The sequence below is a fragment of the Aeromonas sp. QDB11 genome (assembly GCF_027705265.1).
Lineage (GTDB): Bacteria > Pseudomonadota > Gammaproteobacteria > Enterobacterales > Aeromonadaceae > Aeromonas > Aeromonas allosaccharophila.
The window spans coordinates 58,942-77,085 of sequence record NZ_JAPDBM010000003.1 but is presented as its reverse complement, the minus strand read 5'-3'; the positions used below and the strand labels follow the sequence as shown (position 1 = coordinate 77,085).

Sequence of the window (18,144 nt, the reverse complement as noted above, 5' to 3'; positions counted from 1 at the left end):
ATGGCTGATGTTTTGCCAACACGCAGCGCCCTGGTAAGCAGGGTGCTGCCGTTCTCCTGTGTCGACGGGCCGGGCAACCGGCTGGTGCTGTTTCTGCAGGGCTGTAACTTCCGCTGCCCCGGCTGCCATAACCCCCACACCATAGGGCTGTGCGACGATTGTGGCGATTGCCTCGCAGTCTGCCCGAGTGGCGCCCTCTCTTTGGATGAGAGTCGTCCTGGCAAACGCAGCGTGCGCTGGCAGGCGTCGCTCTGCACCGACTGTGATGCCTGTCTGGATGTCTGCCCGCGCAGTGCCAATCCCAAGACCGCCACCATGACGGTGGCCGACGTGCTCGTCCTGCTGCGCCGCTACGGCCCACTGCTGAGCGGGATTACCGTTTCCGGCGGCGAGGCGACCACCCAGCTTCCCTTCGTGGTTGCGCTGTTTGCCGCCATCAAGGCCACGCCGGATCTGGCCCATCTCGGCTGTCTGCTCGACAGTAACGGCTCGCTGGCTGAAACCGGCTGGCAGCGGCTGCTACCGGTGCTCGACGGCGCCATGCTCGATCTCAAGGGGTGGCGCGACTCGGTGCATCACTCGCTGACCGGCTATGGTCGCGAGCGGGTGCTGGGGTCGCTGAAACTGCTGGCAAGCCACGGCAAGCTGACCGAACTGCGGCTGCTCCACGTGCCGGGCAAGAGCGATTTTCTGGATGCGAATGGTGAGCTGGACGCAGATCTCGCTGCTTTCTTGCTGCAACTTGGGCCTGTGCCCATTCGCCTCAACGGCTTTCGCCACCACGGAGTACGTGGGGAGGCGGCGCAATGGCCAGAGGCTAGCCAAACCGAGCTGGAACAGCTGGCCAGCCGCTTGCGCGCAGCAGGATTGGGGCCGGTCTCACTGCCAGCCCTGATGCGCTGAGTGGCTGCGTCATCCGGTGACCGTTATGGCGTGAGGAGCGGTATGGAAAGGCCGTAACTGTGATTTCTGTCTATTGGAGGGGGCGAGAACGGCGGCTAGAATAATGGCCATCTTCTTCCCCCTCAATGACAGATAATCATGAGTGAAAGCAAGGCGTTATATCGGGTTCAGTTTATTTGCCACAGCGAGCGCTACGAAGTGTATGTGCGCGAAGTCAATCAGGGCTCGCTGTTCGGTTTTATCGAGATTGCCGACTTTGTCTGGGACAACCACACGGCGCTTATCGTCGATCCCGGCCACGAGAAGCTAAAGAGCGAATTTGCCGATGTGCGCCACACCCTGATCCCCATGCATCAGGTGCTGCGCATCGATCAGGTCAGAAAGCAGGGGGCGGCTCGCATCACGGAGCTGGGCAGCAACGTCGCCTCCTTCCCCAGCCCCATCTATACCAAACGCCCCTGATCCCTCAATGCCGTTGATGTTTCGCCGCGGCGAAACATCAACTTCTTCTCTCTGTCGCCCGGCTCAGGGCTCAATCAATTCGCGACCCAGTTGCAGGATCCGCTGGCGGAACCAGTGACGGGCCGAACCGTCTCCGGCCGGGCCATACCAGACCAGACTGTGGCTCACCTTACCGTAATCGAACGGTGCCGGACGCAGTACCAGATCCGGCTGATTGGCCATGCAGGCTGCCCAGCCACCGATGGCGGTGAGGATCAGGTCGGTCTGGGGCAGCAGGGCCGCCGCGCTGGCAAAATCGGGCAGGGTGGCGCCAATCTGGCGACGTACCTGCTGCTGGGCCAGGCTCTGCTCGAAGAAGGGGTTGGCCAGCTCCTGATCCCGGATGGCGATATGGCGCCAGCTCAGGTAGGCATCGAGATCCCAGGGCTTGGCCAGCGCCGGGTGATCTTTGCGCAGCAGGCAGACCAGTTTTTCTTCCCGCAGGGTCTCCCACACCAGCCCCGGCTGGCGCGGCAATGGCTGGCTCTGGTCATGTGGCAGGATCACGAAGTCGAGTTTGCCCGCTGCCAGCGCCTCCAGCCCCTGCTCATCCTTGTTCCAGATCTCCGGCACCATGCCCGGCACCTCTTTCATCAGCTGACCCAGAATGGGGCCCACCGGCCAGGTCATCACACTCTCGCGCAACCCCAGTCGCAAGCTGCCCTGCCACTGCTGCGGGTTGAAGGCGTTCTGGCGGGTGAGGCCGTTCAGCTCCCCCAGCAGCCGGTGCAGGGTCGGGGCCAGCCGCTCTGCCATGGGGGTGAGCAGCAGCTGGTTGCCCTGGCGATAGAGCAGTTGATCCCCCAGCAGATCCCGCAGTTGGTTGAGGGTCTTGCTGACGGTGGAGGGGGTGGTGCAGAGCCGCTCGGCGGTGCGGGTGACGCTCTGGTTGTCGAGCAGCAGGTGCAGGGTGACCAGATGGCGACCTCCCAGCCGAGAGAGAGCGATCAGATCCATAAAGACTCCACAAGCGAATGAAACAGACAAAAAGCCCCGCCGAAGCGGGGCTGGTGCGGATTAGCCCTGGAGCACCGCGGCCATGGCATCGGCCACGTAGTCGACGTTGCGGCTGTTGAGGCCCGCCACGCACATGCGACCGGAGCGCACCAGATAGACGGCGAACTCCTCGCGCAGACGATCAACCTGCTCCGGGGTGAAGCCGGTGTAGCTGAACATGCCGCGCTGGTTGATGAAGTAGCTGAAATCACGGCCCGGCACCTTGGCGCTCAGCACCTCGAACAGCTTCTCGCGCATCGCCTTGATGCGGGTGCGCATCCCGGTCACCTCGTCAACCCACAGGGCGTGCAGATCCGGCTGGCTCATCACCGCCGCGGTGATCTGGCCACCGTGGGTGGGCGGGCTGGAGTAGTTGCGACGCACGGTGGCCTTCATCTGGCCCAGTACCCGGCTTGCCTCTTCGGCATCTTTGCAGATGACCGACAGGCCGCCGCAGCGCTCGCCGTAGAAGGAGAGGTTCTTGGAAAACGAGTTGCTGACGAAGAAGCTGACCCCCGCAGCCACCATGGCGCGAATGGCATAGGCATCCTCTTCCAGCCCGTCGCCGAAGCCCTGATAGGCGATGTCCATGAAAGGAATGAGATTCTTCTCGACCACCAGCGCGATCACCCGATCCCACTGGGCGCGGGAGAGATCCACCCCGGTCGGGTTGTGGCAGCAGGGGTGCAGCAGCACGATGCTTTTTGCTGGCAGGACGCTCAGGCAGTCGATCATTGCATCGAACTGTACGCCGCCGGTGGCCGCATCGTAGTAGGGGTAGTCGTGCACCTTGATGCCGGCCCCCTCGAACATCGCCTTGTGGTTGTCCCAGGTCGGGTTGCTGACCCATACCTCGGAGGTCGGGAAGTAGCGCTTGAGCAGATCGGCGCCGATCTTCAGGGCGCCGGAGCCGCCGATGGTCTGGATGGTGGCGATGCGACCCGCCTTGACCGCTTCATGGTCGGCACCAAACAGCAGGTGCTGCACCGCGGTGCGGTAGTTGGCGGCCCCCTCCATCGGCTGGTAGGGACGCGGGGCCGGGGCGGCAGCGCGCTGGGCTTCGGCCTGCTGTACCGAGGGCAGCAGCGGAATGCGGCCCTGCTCGTCGTAATAGAGGCCGATCCCCAGGTTCACCTTCTGCTCGCGGGTGTCTTTGTGGAAGGTCTCGACTAGCGTCAGGATGGGGTCGCCAGCATAGGCATCGACGTGTTCAAACATGGGGGATCCTTGAAATTGACTGTCCAGTAAAACCGGCGGTCAGCCGGGCTGGACATCATGGCGTAAAGCTGGCGGTGGCTCAAGCCCGACGCTAGTCAAGCCTGAAGGGATGGTGCCACTGGCAGGCAGTGCCACCTTGATCACTTCAAATAGGATCGCAGGACGCTGACCACCTGATCCAGATCCTCCAGCCGCTCGGCCGGGGTGGCATCGGGGGCGCCGAGATGCTCGCGCATGTGCCCCTCCAGCACCTCCAGCATCAGGCCGTTGACGGCGCCGCGGATGGCGGCGATCTGCTGCAAGATGGCGGCGCAGTCGCTCTCCTGCTCCAGCGCGCTCTCCAGCGCACCGGTCTGTCCCTTGATGCGGCGCACCCGTGTCAGCAGCTTCTTTTTGTCGTGAATGGTGTGGGACATGACGGATCCTCTCGATCAATAAAACTATACTGGGGTATAGTATATTGCATCATCGCTCTCAGGAGAAATCCATGTCATCCCTCGCTCAATCCCACTGCCATCAACCCGTCATTCACGAGGGCAATCCGCTGGCCGAACAGAAGACCCGCTGGGCCGTATTGCTGACCGTCATCATGATGGTGGCGGAGATCGGCGGCGGCTGGTTCTACAACTCCATGGCACTGCTGGCGGATGGCTGGCACATGAGCTCCCACGCGCTGGCGCTCGGTCTCTCGGTGCTGGCCTATCGCGCTGCCCGCCACTTTGCTCGCGACCACAGATTCAGCTTCGGCACCTGGAAGATCGAGGTGCTGGGTGGCTTCACCAGTGCCCTGTTGCTGGTGGGAGTGGCCGGGTTGATGCTGTTCGAGTCGGTGTTCAGGCTGCTCGATCCCAGCCCGATCCACTATCAACAGGCGATCGCCATCGCGCTGGTGGGGCTGCTGGTGAACCTCGCCTGTGCCTGGCTGCTCAAGGATGATCACGGCCATCACCATCACCATCACCATCACGGCCATGGGCATGACCACCATCATGATCATCACGACCACGATCATCATCATGACCATGACGATCAGCACGGTCATCAGGATCTCAACCTGCGTGCCGCCTATATCCACGTACTGGCGGATGCAGCCACTTCGGTGCTGGCGATTCTGGCACTGGTGGGAGGGATGCTGTGGGGGGCTGAATGGCTCGACCCGCTGATGGGCATAGTCGGCGCCGGACTGGTAGCGGTATGGGCCTGGGGGCTGCTGCGCGACTCCGGTCGGGTGTTGCTGGATGCCGAGATGGATACCCCGCTGGTGGCGGAGATCCGCGAGGTCATCGCCGAGCTGCCGGGCACCGATATCCGCGATCTGCACGTTTGGCGGGTAGGGCAGCAGCAGTATGCCTGTGTGCTCTCTCTGCTGATGGTCAATCCGCTACCGGCGCAGCAGATCCGCAAGCGGCTGGCGATCCATGAAGAGCTGGTGCATGTGACCATCGAGATCGCCAGCGCATAGGATAAATAGCGGGGGCCGTTGGCCCCCTTGGTTTCAGTGCCGTTGGCTTCCTAATATCAGTGCGGTTGCCCGGTGATCTCCTCCTGGGGCTTGTGTTGCCACACTGCGCCGAGCAGCAGCTTGAGCAGCAGTCCGGGCGGGTTGTCCAGCAGTTTGCCCGACTCCAGCAGCAGCTGGCCATCGGCGCGAAACCCGAGGCTGGCATCGATAGTGCCATCCTCCGAGACCACCTGGATCAGGCCATGAAGGGCTGAGCGCTCACCGGGCTGACAGCGCAGCCGCAGTTCGCGGGGTTCCCCCAGCAGGGTGAATGCGCGGCTCAGCGGGGGCGAGTCTTCATAATCGGGCCAGTTGAAGAAGTGATACTGCTCGGCCAGGGCGCCCGCCTGCTGGCAGAACTGGTCGAATAGCTGCCCGATCGCCTGATACTCCTGATCGAGTCGTTGTGCCTGCTCTTCAATCCGTTTCATTGTTTACTCCTTGTCTATCCACTTGATCAGACATTGCTTTTCTGACCCCGTGACTGCCGTTTTCCAGATATGAGGCCAAATGGCCGCGAGGTCTGTGAGCCGGATCGAAGTTTCAATCTGAAAACGTTATCTTGTTGAAACTGGATGGTTTTTTTGCCCTTCCGCTCACATTTGAATCGATTGCCGCTGATTAATATGGCACCGCCTGGCAATGACCGGGTGCTCGACTATCGAGACTAACTACAGCGGGAATTATAAAAATATGGATATGAAAAAGACCAAAGTGGCGCTGGTAACAGCCTCACTGCTCGCGCTTTTGTCTGGCTGTAATGACAACAGCTCTGATCCCTCCGGTGTGAAACCCGTCCCCCCTACACCGCCTACGCCTGAAGTCACTGATGGGCCTGTTGCCCGTCTGCCCAAGATGGATCCCCCGAAGGAGTTGCTGGTTGCCGGCGACAATCAGGTGGTCATTGCACTGGTGGATACCCAGTCGGCAGCCAAAGGGGCCAAAACGCCCTTTGACAGCCACAGCCTGCATCTGTGGAACAAAGATGCCTGCAACGCTACCGCTGACAGCGGCCTGAATACCGGGTGGGATGACAAGAGCAAGACGCCCGCCACCGCCGACAGCTTTGGTCCTGCCTGGGTGGTGCCGCTCAACAAGGTGGAAGGGTGCATCAACTTCATTGCCCGTAACGGCGATCTGGCGAACCTGACTGGTAGCGACATGAAGGTGATCTTCAGTGAGCACCCGGATCGCACCGTGGCCATCGTTGCGGGCAAGAAAGATCTGTTCGGCAGCCGCGCCGAGGCCTTTACCGCCGCCTTCGGGGTGGCGGGTGCCAGCGCCCATCTGATCGATGGCAATACCCTGATCTGGCAAGGGGCAAGGACAAGCCCCACGTGCGCCTCTATTACACCGACTCGGGCACCATCAAGGCCAATGCCGATGGGGTGTTCGATTTCCCCTATGTCACTCTGACCGCGACCAGTCTGACTGCCGAGCAGCAGGCCAAATATCCGCACCTCAAGGATGCAGCCGCCTTTGCCCTGCCTGCCGGGAAAGATCTCAAGCCCCTGCTCAAGGGCGAACTGGTGGCTATCGGCACCGATGCTGACGGTATCCTGCAGGGGGCAACTCTGGTACAGAGCGCCGGAGCCCTCGATGCGCTCTATGCCCCCGAGGCGACCAAGCTGAGTTATGGCGCCGTGGTGGAGGGCAACCGGGTGACCTTCCGCCTCTGGGCGCCGACCGCCAAGTCGGTCAAGCTGGCCTTCTACAACGCCAGCCACCAGAAGAGTGGTGAAGTGGCGATGACCTTCGACAGCGCCAGCGGCAGCTGGAGCTACGAAGGGGGCAGCGAGCTGGTTGGCCAGTTCTACCGCTACGACATGGAGGTCTACCACCCGCTGAGCCGCAAGGTTGAGCACTACGAGGTGACCGACCCCTACTCCTTGAGTCTGGCGATGAACTCCGAGTTCAGTCAGGTGGTGGATCTCGACGATCCTGCGCTGAAACCGGAAGGGTGGGATAGCCTCAAGGCGCCCCATAGCCAGCAGAATCCTGCCGACATCACCATCTATGAGGCTCATGTTCGTGACCTGACCGGTAACGACGCCTCCACCGATGAAGAGAAGCGCGGCAAGTTTGTCGGCCTCACCCAGCCCGACTCTGTGCCGGTCAACCATCTGAAAGCGCTGGCAAAAAGCGGCGTCAGCCACCTGCACCTGCTGCCGGTGTTCGATATCGCCACCGTCAACGAGGATCCGGCCAAGGTGGCCAATATCGGCGATGACTTCAGCAAGCTCTGTCAGGTCAATCCGGATGTGAAAACATCCCAATTTGGCACCTACTGCGGTGGCGGCCAGACTGTCGGCCAGGTGCTGGATGCTCTCAAGTCAGGCGACGGCAAGGATAATCCGCAGGTGCAGGAGCTCTCCGGCTATCTGCGCGGTGTCGACTCCTTCAACTGGGGTTATGACCCCTACCACTACACCACGCCGGAAGGCTCTTACGCCACCAACGCCGAGGGGACCAAACGTATTCTGGAGTTCCGCGAGATGGTCAAGGCCATCAAGCAGAACATCGGCATGAACGTGGTGATGGATGTGGTCTACAACCACACCAACGAGGCGGGACTGGGACCCAAGTCGGTGCTCGACAAGATCGTGCCCTGGTACTATCAGCGCCTCAATCCGGAGACCGGCTCGGTCGAAAACTCCACCTGCTGCTCCAACACGGCGCCGGAACACGCCATGTTCGCCAAGCTGATGGATGACTCCCTGGTGACCTGGGCGCGTGACTACAAGATCGACGCCTTCCGCTTCGACCTGATGGGCCACCACCCGAAAGATCAGATGGTGCAGGCGCTGGCCGCGGTGAAGAAGGTCAATCCCGAGATGTACTTCTACGGCGAGGGGTGGAACTTCGGCGAGGTGCAGGATGACAAGCGCTTCGTGCAGGCGACCCAGAAGCATCTGGGCGGTACCGGCATCGGCTCCTTCTCCGACCGCTTGCGTGATGCGGTGCGTGGCGGCAGTCCGTTTGATAGTAAAGATGCCATTCGTGAAACCCAGGGCTTTGGCAACGGCGCCTTCGCCGAGCCTAACGAAATGAGCAAGGTGGAGCTGGCAACGGCCTTGCACCAGTCCGATCTGGTGCGCCTCGGCATGGCGGGTAACCTCAAGGAGTTCGTGCTGACCGACAAGGATGGCATGCCGAAGAAAGGCGCCGAGATCGACTACAACGGTCAACCTGCCGGTTATGCCCAGGATCCGGTGGAAGTGCAGAACTATGTCGACAAGCACGACAACCAGACCCTGTTCGACAACCTGATCTACAAGGCACCTGCCGGAGCCGATCTGGTGCGGATGCAGGGGGTATCGCTCGCCACCGCCATGCTGGGGCAGGGTATCCCCTTCACCCACGCCGGTGTCGAGCTGCTGCGTTCCAAGTCCATGGAGCGGGACAGCTATGACTCGGGCGACTGGTACAACAAGGTCGACTACACCCTGGCCGACAACAACTTTGACAAGGGGTTGCCGCGCAAGGACAAGGATGGCGACAACTATCCGCTGATCGAGAAGGTGCTGACGCTCAACGGCAAGCCAAATGGCACCGACATGGAGACCATGGTGAGCTTCTATCAGGAGCTGGCGGAGCTGCGCAAATCATCGCGTCTGCTGCGTCTTGGAAGCGGGGCCGAGGTGATCAAGCGGGTCGATTTCCGCAATACCGGGCCGGATCAGGTGCCGGGCCTGATCGTGATGACGGTGGATGATGGCGTCAATGCCGGAGCGGATCTGGATCCGGCTATCGACGGTCTGGTGGTGATGATCAACGCCACCAATCAGAGCCAGAGTATCGGCGATTTCCGTGATGGCAACGATCAGCCCATCGACCTGAGCGGTTTGCAACTGAGCTCCGCTCACCACGCTGGCAACAGCATCGCCCGTGATGTCGCTGTCAGTGGCGGCACCCTGACGCTGGGTGCCTGGTCGGCCGCGGTGTTCGTCAAGCCGCAGTCCGGTGTGCAGGGGACGGGTCTGCCGCTTGGCAAGAAAACCGACCTGAGCACCCTGCCACCGTTTGGCAACACGGGCATCTTTGTGCGTGGCTTCCTGGGTCAGTGGGATGCGGTCAACCAGATGAGCTTTGATGGCAACTACATGTACGGGCTGACCGTGCCGGTAACCGATGGACAATTGGGTCAGACTACCCTGAAGATCGCCGATGCCAGCTGGAACATCGCCAACTACGGCAAGTGTGCGCCGAGCGATGTGCTGACCGTTTCAGCTCCTCTTACCCTTTGCAAAGAAGGGAGTGACGTCGGTATGACCCTGAGCAAGGCGGGTAACTACAAGTTTGTCTTTACCGCCATGGACAAGGAGAAGCCGACCCTGAGCGTCAGCGTGGCTGAGGCAACACCATAGGCAAACCCATTGAGCCCGGGGGATGGCTCGGCGTCCCCGGGTTGAATTCCACCTTGCCAAGGGTGGGATAACTCCGAGAGAGTAAGCAAAGCGCGACTGCCGACCGGCAGGCGCGCTTTTTCTTTTACGGGGAGTGTGGTGAGAGTAAAAAGAAAAGCCGTCCCGGTTGGGGACGGCTTCTGGGGGATAGGTATTGGCTACCTTGTCCGGATCAGCGTTTGCGCAGCAGTCGCAGGGCGTTGGCGGTGACCAGCGCGGTGGCGCCGGTATCGGCCAGCACCGCAATCCACAGGCCGGTGATGCCGAGCAGGCTGGTGACCAGGAAGATAGCCTTCAGTCCCAGCGCCAGCGCGATATTCTGGTGAATATTGGCCAGTGCCGCCCGCGACAACCGGATCATCGCGGCGATGCCGCCGAGCTGGTTGTGGGTCAGCGCCGCATCAGCGGTCTCCAGCGCTACGTCGGTGCCGCCGCCCATGGCGATGCCGATACTGGCCCGCTTCATGGCGGGGGCATCGTTGATGCCATCGCCGATCATGGCAACCTTCCGGGTGCTGGCGAGCTTGGCGATCTCTTCCACCTTGTTCTCCGGCAGCAGACCGGCGCGCCAGCCCATGCCCAGCTCGGTGGCGATCGCCTCGGCGGCGTTGGGGTTATCCCCGGTCAGCATGATGCTGTTGAGCCCGAGCCGGTTGAGCTCTTGCAGCGCAGCTGCCGCCTCCGGCCGGATCTGATCCCGCAGCGCCAGCAGGGCGACCGGCAGCGCCTGGTCGCCGCTGCTCTGGCAGAGCACCACGACGGTCTTGCCCTGCCGCTCCAGCGAACCAATCCGGGTCTGCTGTTCCATATTCAGGGTCGCCACCCGGCTCGGTGCCAGCAGTTGCCACAGCTCACCGTTGATGCGTCCCTCAACGCCCATGCCCGGCAGTGCACGCAGGTCGCGGGCCTCCGTCAGAGTCAGTCCCTGTTCGGTCGCGTTGGCGACCACGGCGCGGGCCAGCGGGTGGTGAGAGCCCTGCTCGATGGCAGCCGCCAGCGCCAGCAACTCGGTCTCCGGCTGGCCATTAAGGCTCACCAGTTCGGTTAGCTGCGGTTTGCCCAGGGTCAGAGTGCCGGTCTTGTCAAACGCCACGGTGTCGATATGGGCCAGTCGCTCCAGCGCGGCACCGCCCTTGATCAGCGCCCCCTGACGGGTAGCTGCGGCCAGCGCCGAGGTGACCGCTGCCGGGGTGGAGATGACCAGCGCGCAAGGGCAACCGATCAGCAGCAGCGCCAGTCCGCGATAGATCCACTCGTCCCAGCTCTGGCCGAAGGCGAGCGGCGGGACAATGACGACCAGCAGGGCGATCAGCATCATGGCCGGGGTGTACCAGCGGCTGAAGCGGTCGATAAAGCGCTCGATAGGGGCGCGCTGACTCTCGGCCTCTTCGATGAGGTGCAGAATGCGGTCGATGGCGTTGTTGCCGGGCTCGGATACCACCTCGAGGCGTAGCACCCGATCGGCGGCCAGGCTGCCGGCTGGCACCTTGTCACCCTGACGGCGTTCCACCGGAATGGATTCGCCAGTCAGGGCGCTCTCGTCAAACGCACCGAGCTCATCGAGCAGGCGGGCGTCGGCGGGGAGGCGGGCACCCGGGGCGATTTCGATGATATCGCCGGGACGCAGCTGATCGGCAGCTATCTCTTCCCGCACCTCACCCTCGGCAGTGGTACGGATGCGCAGCGCCTTGTCAGGCACCAGCGCCATCAGGGCGGTTACCCCGGCACGGGCGCGCCCGGCGGCGTAGGCCTCCAGATGTTCCCCCAGCATAAAGAGCAGCAGCACCATGGCCGCTTCGGCGGTTTCACCGAGGAACAGGGCGCCCAGCGCTGCCACCGTCATCAGGGTCTCGATGGCGAAGGGGGAGCCGCTTTTGGTCAGCGCCCACGCCTTGCGGGAGATAGGCCACAGACCCCACAGGGTCGCCAGGGTAAACAGCGGCTTACCGATTTCGCTCGGTAGCAGAGCTGCGACCAGCATCAGACCCGCCAGTGACAGGGGCTGCCAGTATTTGGCCAAAAAGTTGCCGAGCTCCTTGCCAAACAGATTGCCCAACAGGGTCGGTTGTGAAGCTTGCTCGCGGCCAGCGGCCTGCTTGCCAGCGCTTTCCCCCTTGAGCTGGAAACCGGCGGCCAGTACGGCGGCGGTGACGGGATCGGGGGAGAGGCCGGGGGCCAGATCCACTACCAGCTTCTCGGTGGCAAACAACACGCGCGCCTGCTGCACGCCGCTCACCCGGCTGACGGCGGTCTCGATCTTGCGAGCGCAGCTGGGGCAATCCATCCCCAGCACCTGCCAGCTGTGGCGGCTGTTGCCTTGCTCTGGCGCAACTAGCGGGTCTGCAGGTGGCATATCGTGCTCGTGATCATGTTCATGATCGTGAGCCGGCGATAAGGGTGCACTGCAGCACGCTTGATCGTGGCAACCTCCTCGGGGAGGCTCATCATCCCCGGGTGATTCATTGCCATCACGGGATGCGTGCTCATGAGGCGTCGTGGCTGAACAGCCACTGACGGGCGTGGTGTTGTCGCAGCAGTGGCTATCGTGGTGATGTTCACTCTGGCCGGATACCGCCTTGCTGACGGCCTTGATGGGGGCGGCGTGCTGATGATTGCAGCAGGATTTGCTCATAATGAGTCCCTCTAGATGGATCCCGCCCCTGCGAGATCCCTGATTACTGAGGGGGAGTCTAAACCTTGGTGTTAAGTCCAAGGTCAACCCCTTTTATTCCCCTGATGTTGTCGGGTGTTTGTGAGGACGTGACAGGCTTATACTGGAGCACAGATTTTTACTACACCAATAAAAAGGACATAACACATGAGCAACACAGTCACTCTGCAAGGCAATCCGGTTTCCGTCGCGGGTCACTTCCCGGTCGCCGGTGAGCAAGCCAAGCCCTTCTCCCTGGTGGCCAAGGATCTCTCCGATGTGACCCTGGCAAGCTTTGCCGGTCAGCGCAAAATCCTGAACATCTTCCCGAGCGTCGATACCCCGACCTGCGCGACCTCTGTGCGCAAGTTCAACGAGCAGGCCAGCGCGCTGGATAACACCGTTGTACTGTGCATCTCCGCCGATCTGCCGTTCGCCCAGTCCCGCTTCTGCGGCGCTGAAGGTCTGGACAAGGTGGTGACCCTCTCCACCCTGCGTGGTGCGGCCTTCATGGAAGATTACGGCGTTGCCTTCTCCTCCGGCCCGCTGGTCGGGCTGACCGCTCGCGCCATCGTGGTGCTGGATGGTGACAACAAGGTGCTGCACAGCGAGCTGGTCGCCGAAGTGGCCGACGAGCCGAACTACGCCGCCGCGCTGGCCGTGCTGTAAGGCTGCAAGCCATAAAAAATCCCGCTTCGGCGGGATTTTTTATGGGCGATATTCGCGATTCAGGGGGATTTGACGGCCTGTGGTAGTGGCTCTGAATGCGGTTGCCACTGCACATAGGGGAGATGCAGCTTGCTGTAGATCTCGCTCAGCTTGCCCGAGGCGGCAAGCTTGTCGATCGCCTCGCCAAGGAAGCGGTCCATCTCGTCGCCAGCGGTTCCCTTGGTAATGATGAAGACATCCTCGAAGTCGCCGAAATGCTCCCGATGGATATTGGTCAGTTGCAGCTGGCGCAGCATCAGGTCAGCCTCCTCCTGCGCCCAGATAAAGGCGTCGATGCGACCACGGGAGAGCTTGCGCAGGGATTGCTCGATGCTCATGGATCGCTGGAGCGGGATAGGCAGAAACCCCGGGGTTGCTTCAATCAGCAGATCCCGCTTGGTGGGCACGATGCCGTAGGCCATGTCGGTGGTGACGGGGTAAGCCGTATTGCTGTAGATGATATGGGTGACTTTGCCAAAGCTGCGGGTGCTGAAGCGATAGGGGAGCATCTCGGCATCCTGCAGATTGCGGATGGCGGGCAGCCCCAGGTCAGCCTTGCCGGCAATTACCCCCGCCATGGCGCGGGCGATGGGGTAGATGGTGATCTTGATGGTCACATCGGGGTAGAGATCATCGATGGCGTGCACCAGATCGACGAAGGGGCCTGTCTTGTCGGCATTGATCAGCCCCGGCAGCTCGCCAAGGTGGGCATTGAGAACGCGCACCGGTTTCGGTTGCTCTGTGCCCTTGTCGCTTGCCGTCGTCTGCGACAGGCCGAGCGTCGCGCTGCCGAGCAGGGCAGCCACGAGCAGCAGGAGGGGGAGGTGTCTGGTCATGGCGGGTCTCTCTTGGCAAGGTGTCAGGTGAAGTGTAGTCAGCCTGCCGCCCGCACCGTGCGGTCGGTCCATGGTGGATAGGGTTTTACTTCTTTCCCCCCGCTCACTAGACTTCGCCTCCCACTTCTTTGTTGACGTAGCGCCATGACCTTTAGCGAACTAGCCCTCCATCCCGCCCTGTTGGCCTCTTTGCCCGCCACCTTGCAGACGCCGACCCGCATCCAGCAGTTGGCTATTCCGGCGGCACTGGCGGGGCAGGATCTGCTGGCGCTGGCCCAGACCGGCAGCGGCAAGACGCTGGCGTTTGGTTTGCCGCTGTTGCAGCGGCTGGATCCCGCTTCCAGCCTGGTGCAGGGTCTGGTGCTGGTGCCGACCCGCGAGCTGGCGATCCAGGTCACTGCCGCGCTAAAAGAGGGCGCCGAGGCGTTGGGGCTGCGCATCGTTACTCTCTGCGGCGGTGTGCCTCAGGAGCGGCAACAGGCCGAGCTGGCGCAGGGGCCACAGCTGCTGGTGGCGACGCCGGGGCGGCTGCGGGATCTGCTGACCCAGCAACTGCTGGGGCTGGATGGTCTGCAACAGCTGGTGCTGGATGAGGCGGATCGTCTGCTGGAGATGGGGTTTGCTCCCGACATCAAGGCGCTGCTCGGTTTTATTTCGGCGGATCGCCAGACCCTGCTCTTCTCTGCCACCCTGCCTGCCGAGCTGGAGGCACTGGCCAACGGCTTGCTGCGCGAGCCCACCCGCATCGAGGCCAACCCCCTCAACAGCGTGGTGAACGAGATCGAAGAGCGGCTCTATCTGGTCAACAAGAGCAGCAAGGTGCCGGCGCTCATCAGCTTGCTCAAGGAGCAGGCGTGGCCGCAGGTGCTGGTCTTTATCAGTGCGCGGGATGATGCCGACGGGGTCGCCAGAAAGCTGGCCAAAGCGGGCATTGCGGTGGCCGCCCTCCATGGCGAGAAGGAGCAGGCGGTGCGCGAGCAGGCGCTCAATGATTTCAAGGAGGGTCGGGTGAGGGTGCTGGTCGCCACTGACCTGATGGCGCGCGGCATTCATGTGGAGGCGCTGCCGGTGGTGATCAATCTGGATTTGCCCGCCAGCGCCCCTGTCTACGTACACCGAATTGGCCGGACCGCCCGGGCTGGCCGTGAAGGGCTGGCCATCTCGCTGGTCTGTCATGGCGAGAGTGACATGCTGCAAGCCATCCGCACCCTGACCGGCCGCGAGCTGCCGCTGGGCGATCTGGCCGGATTCCCGGTCACCGACCAGCCCGCCAGCGGGGAGGGCAAGCGCCCGGCTCGCGACAAGCAGGCCAATCGTCGCACGCAGGCCAAGCGCAGCGTCAAGGCGTTCAAAGGCAAGGCGCCACGCGGCTGAGATCAGGCCCGTGCCAGCGGGTAGGTAAACAGCGCCAGATGGGCGAAGTTGAAGGCGAAGTGCAGTAGGATCGCCACCGTGAGCCGCCCGCTCAGCTGGAATGCCAAGCCGTAGCAGACGCCCGCCAGTGTGGCGAAGAGAGCCAATAGGGCGCCACCCGCCAGATGACCCGCCCCGAACAGGCTGGCGGCCACCACTATGCCAATCCAGGGGCGGTAGCGTTCGGCCAGCCCTTGCTGAATCGCCCCTCGAAACAGCGCCTCCTCCGCTACACAGGTGAACAGCAGGTTGTTCAACGCGAACAACCACCACCAGTGAGGCAGCCCCACCTCCGGTTTCAGTGCCCCCAACTGCCAGGCGATGACCAGCAGGGCGGCCAACGGCAGCAACAACAGGGCCAGCGGGCGCCAGCGGATGCTGCCTCCCTTGCCGAGCAGCGTCGGGCAGGCCAGCAGCAAGCCAAACAAGAGCAGCGGCTTGTCGAGGTTCAGATACATATTGAACGGCACGCTGGCGGGCCCTGCCAGAGCCTGATCCAGTACCTTGAGATTGCTGAATCCGGGGATCAGATGCAGGGTCAGCGCTACCGCCCATATCAGCAAGGCGCCCCATGCGATGGTACGGCCATGGCCGGGCAGTGAGGGCAGGCGCCAGGCTAGCAGCAGTGCGGCCAGTGTCACCAGCAGGGCGGTCGGAGTGATGCGAGCGAGCCAGAGCGCCAGCAGCAGGGCTACCCCCAGCAGCAGGAAACCGGGCCGCCGTTGCCGTGCCAGACAGAGCAGGGTGGCCAGCGCCAGCGCTCCCCAGATCAGTGTGTCGGGTAGGGGTAACATCGGAACTCCTTTGTAACAAAAGGGCCGCACCTTAGCAGCTGCATCGGCGCAAAGGCAACCAGTGCGGGTTATCCGGGCCAGCCTCCTATACTCAACAAGAGAGTAAAAAGAGGGATGGTGATGAAGCACTATGGCTGGTTGTTCTGTTGTTGGTGTGGATGGTTGTCATGCGCCCCCTTGTCGCTGGTGACCGGGGAGTTCTCACCCTATTCGGGGGCTGCACTGCCTGATGGCGGCCTGAGTACCCGGCTGGTCACCACCCTGCTGCGTGAGGCGGGTTATGACGAGCTGAAGGTGGAGTTTTTGCCCTGGAACCGGGGTTACGAGCTGACGCGCAACGGCCTGGCGTCCGCCACCTTCCCCTATGCCTGGACGCGCGAGCGGGCCAAGCTCTTCTATTACAGTGCTCCGCTCCATATCGATCACCTTTCCTGGTTCACCTATCAGGGCAGCGATGCAGTGCTTGACGGCAAATGGCAGGGATTGCGGGTCTGCATTCCCGCAGGCTGGAGTACCAGTCACGCGGATGAGGTCATTGCCCGTTTTTCCTTGCAACTCACCCGCCCAAAGAGTCTGGCGCAGTGCTTGAAAATGCTGGAACTCAAGCGGGTTGATCTGATGCCAATGAACGATGCGGTGACGGCAGAAGCCAGCATGCAGGTGTTCGGTGATCCCAACTATCTGCAACCGCTCCCCTATTTTCGCCAGCGCGATACCTTCTATCTGCTGGTTTCGCGCAAGTTGCAAGGGGGGCATGAGCTGATTGAACGCTTCAACGAGGTGCTGGCTGAAGCTCGCGCCAGTGGTCATTACGATAAGCTGGTTCCCGGAGCCTTACCACGGTGGCCCCGTTGCGATAAATGATTAGTGGGGGGAGCATAAAACCATCAAGCCGGAGCCGTGACTCCGGCTTGATGGATCTTGGAGGGTCATCACAACGCAGATATCGGGATGCCGTGAATCAACGGTTGAGTGGTATGGGGGGCCTGATTTGCCCAGATAATGATAACGGCATCAATTACCGGTGTTGCGGCTAATATCAGGATCGTCTCCCTGTTCGCATTCATTGAATTTCAGAGGTCGGGATGAAGCACTGTTGGTGGCTGCTCGGTTGTTGGTGTGGATGGCTATCCAGTGCCCCGTTGACGCTGGTGACCGGGGACTATTCCCCCTATTCCGGCGCCGATTTACCGGAGGGCGGGCAGAGCACCCGACTGGTGACCCGGGTGCTGCACACTGCCGGCTATCACGCTCTGGTTGTGGACTATCTGCCCTGGGCCCGGGGCTATCAACAGGCCCTCAATGGCCTGGCCACGGCGACCTACCCGTATGCTCGCACCCGCGAGCGCGAGCTTGATTTCTATTACAGCGATCCCATCCATCTCGATCACCTCCCATGGTTCACCTACCGCGGCAGTCAGGCCGTGCTGGCTGGCCGATGGCAGGGGTTGAAAGTGTGTATGCCTCTGGGCTGGAGATCCAGCAACTTTGATAGCGTGGTAAAGCAGTTCGGGTTGATCGTGCAGAGCCCCAAGACCCTGACGCAGTGTCTGCAGTTGTTGGCGCGTCAACGGGTCGATCTGATCACCATGAATGATGCCGTGATGGCGGACGCCAGCCAGCAGGCATTTGGCGACCCCTGTCATTTGCAACCTTTGCCCTATTTTCGCGAGGCCGAGGCGCTCTATCTGATTGTCTCGCGCAAATTACCCGATGGGGCCGATGTGGTACGGCGCTTCAACAGCGCGCTGGCAACATTACATGCCAACGGAAGTTATGATGAGCTGGTAGGGGGGCGTAACGGCGGGCGGTGCCATCTATGGCAGAAAAAATAAGCCGGAGCAAAGCGCCGGCTTATTTGCATTCAGAGGGGGGATTAGCGGCCTGATTCGGCGATCACGCGGGCGATGATATCGGCGCGCTTGCTGGCTTCTAGCTCACCCAGGGCGATCAGGCCAGCCTTGAAGATGACGTTCTTTGGCAGGCTGACGTCGTCCAGGGTGGTGATGGCTTCAACGTGCATGCCGTTGAGGCGGCTGGCATCGCGCGGGCTCAGGTTGACCTGGGTGTTCATCACCTGCTTGCCTTTCTTCTTGGCAGGCGCAGCGGCTTTCTTGGTGGATTCCTGTTCTTCGTCTTCCGGCAGTTCGTCATCAAAATCGTAAATAGACATAGTCAATCCTGTTGAGTTAGGCAAAAGGGCATGTTTGCCCGACAT

The 18,144-nt window shown here is 61.8% G+C and carries 15 protein-coding genes and 1 pseudogene; 8 read left to right on the top strand and 8 right to left on the bottom strand.

Annotation, left to right across the window (positions count from 1 at the left end):
* Window positions 1–903, top strand: coding sequence for a YjjW family glycine radical enzyme activase (locus OKC40_RS01865; protein ID WP_270793940.1), 903 nt, complete (start codon window positions 1–3; stop codon window positions 901–903).
* 138 nt (window positions 904–1,041) lie between these two features.
* Window positions 1,042–1,365 (top strand): DUF1820 family protein, encoded by a 324-nt coding sequence (locus OKC40_RS01860; RefSeq protein WP_042059647.1) that lies wholly within the window; start codon window positions 1,042–1,044, stop codon window positions 1,363–1,365.
* Window positions 1,366–1,428: 63 nt separating this feature from the next.
* On the opposite strand, the gene OKC40_RS01855 is transcribed toward OKC40_RS01860, so the two are convergent.
* The 3 genes from OKC40_RS01855 to OKC40_RS01845 all read right to left on the bottom strand — a co-directional run bounded on the left by OKC40_RS01855 (window position 1,429) and on the right by OKC40_RS01845 (window position 4,034).
* A complete protein-coding gene (locus tag OKC40_RS01855; protein ID WP_182938736.1) occupies window positions 1,429–2,361 on the bottom strand; it encodes a LysR family transcriptional regulator in 933 nt (310 codons plus the stop codon).
* A 60-nt stretch (window positions 2,362–2,421) separates the two neighbouring features.
* Complete coding sequence (locus OKC40_RS01850; protein WP_270793939.1) at window positions 2,422–3,618, bottom strand: amino acid aminotransferase; 1,197 nt, start codon at window positions 3,616–3,618, stop codon at window positions 2,422–2,424.
* Between the two features lie 140 nt (window positions 3,619–3,758).
* Window positions 3,759–4,034: a metal/formaldehyde-sensitive transcriptional repressor gene (locus OKC40_RS01845; protein ID WP_042062999.1), complete on the bottom strand. Its 276-nt coding sequence runs from the start codon at window positions 4,032–4,034 to the stop codon at window positions 3,759–3,761.
* A 71-nt stretch (window positions 4,035–4,105) separates the two neighbouring features.
* Between OKC40_RS01845 and dmeF the strand changes: the two genes are divergently transcribed.
* Complete coding sequence (gene dmeF, locus OKC40_RS01840) at window positions 4,106–5,080, top strand: CDF family Co(II)/Ni(II) efflux transporter DmeF (protein ID WP_270793938.1); 975 nt, start codon at window positions 4,106–4,108, stop codon at window positions 5,078–5,080.
* A gap of 56 nt (window positions 5,081–5,136) precedes the next feature.
* Here dmeF and OKC40_RS01835 read toward each other — a convergent pair whose 3' ends face one another.
* Window positions 5,137–5,550 (bottom strand): hypothetical protein, encoded by a 414-nt coding sequence (locus tag OKC40_RS01835; RefSeq protein ID WP_075113885.1) that lies wholly within the window; start codon window positions 5,548–5,550, stop codon window positions 5,137–5,139.
* 262 nt (window positions 5,551–5,812) lie between these two features.
* On the opposite strand from OKC40_RS01835, the pseudogene pulA reads away from it, so the two are divergent.
* Window positions 5,813–9,486 (top strand): annotated as a pseudogene (gene pulA / locus OKC40_RS01830) (pullulanase-type alpha-1,6-glucosidase).
* A gap of 211 nt (window positions 9,487–9,697) precedes the next feature.
* Here the strand turns inward: pulA and OKC40_RS01825 are convergent.
* A complete protein-coding gene (locus tag OKC40_RS01825; protein WP_270793937.1) occupies window positions 9,698–12,157 on the bottom strand; it encodes a zinc/cadmium/mercury/lead-transporting ATPase in 2,460 nt (819 codons plus the stop codon).
* 186 nt (window positions 12,158–12,343) lie between these two features.
* On the opposite strand from OKC40_RS01825, the gene tpx reads away from it, so the two are divergent.
* Complete coding sequence (gene tpx / locus OKC40_RS01820; RefSeq protein WP_058052310.1) at window positions 12,344–12,844, top strand: thiol peroxidase; 501 nt, start codon at window positions 12,344–12,346, stop codon at window positions 12,842–12,844.
* A 59-nt stretch (window positions 12,845–12,903) separates the two neighbouring features.
* Here tpx and OKC40_RS01815 read toward each other — a convergent pair whose 3' ends face one another.
* Window positions 12,904–13,719, bottom strand: coding sequence for a transporter substrate-binding domain-containing protein (locus OKC40_RS01815; protein ID WP_270793936.1), 816 nt, complete (start codon window positions 13,717–13,719; stop codon window positions 12,904–12,906).
* 144 nt (window positions 13,720–13,863) lie between these two features.
* On the opposite strand from OKC40_RS01815, the gene OKC40_RS01810 reads away from it, so the two are divergent.
* On the top strand, window positions 13,864–15,093 hold the full coding sequence (locus OKC40_RS01810) for a DEAD/DEAH box helicase (protein WP_270793935.1): 1,230 nt from the start codon (window positions 13,864–13,866) through the stop codon (window positions 15,091–15,093).
* Window positions 15,094–15,095: 2 nt separating this feature from the next.
* Here the strand turns inward: OKC40_RS01810 and OKC40_RS01805 are convergent, their stop codons facing one another.
* Complete coding sequence (locus OKC40_RS01805) at window positions 15,096–15,926, bottom strand: CPBP family intramembrane glutamic endopeptidase (protein ID WP_270793934.1); 831 nt, start codon at window positions 15,924–15,926, stop codon at window positions 15,096–15,098.
* Between the two features lie 162 nt (window positions 15,927–16,088).
* Between OKC40_RS01805 and OKC40_RS01800 the strand changes: the two genes are divergently transcribed.
* Both OKC40_RS01800 and OKC40_RS01795 read left to right on the top strand, forming a co-directional pair.
* Window positions 16,089–16,790 carry a substrate-binding periplasmic protein gene (locus OKC40_RS01800; protein ID WP_270793933.1) on the top strand — a complete coding sequence of 234 codons (702 nt, stop codon included), beginning with the start codon at window positions 16,089–16,091 and terminating at the stop codon, window positions 16,788–16,790.
* Window positions 16,791–17,011: 221 nt separating this feature from the next.
* A complete protein-coding gene (locus OKC40_RS01795; RefSeq protein ID WP_270793932.1) occupies window positions 17,012–17,761 on the top strand; it encodes a substrate-binding periplasmic protein in 750 nt (249 codons plus the stop codon).
* 41 nt (window positions 17,762–17,802) lie between these two features.
* Here OKC40_RS01795 and OKC40_RS01790 read toward each other — a convergent pair whose 3' ends face one another.
* Window positions 17,803–18,099: a hypothetical protein gene (locus tag OKC40_RS01790; RefSeq protein ID WP_033135544.1), complete on the bottom strand. Its 297-nt coding sequence runs from the start codon at window positions 18,097–18,099 to the stop codon at window positions 17,803–17,805.
* Between the last annotated feature and the right edge of the window lie 45 nt (window positions 18,100–18,144).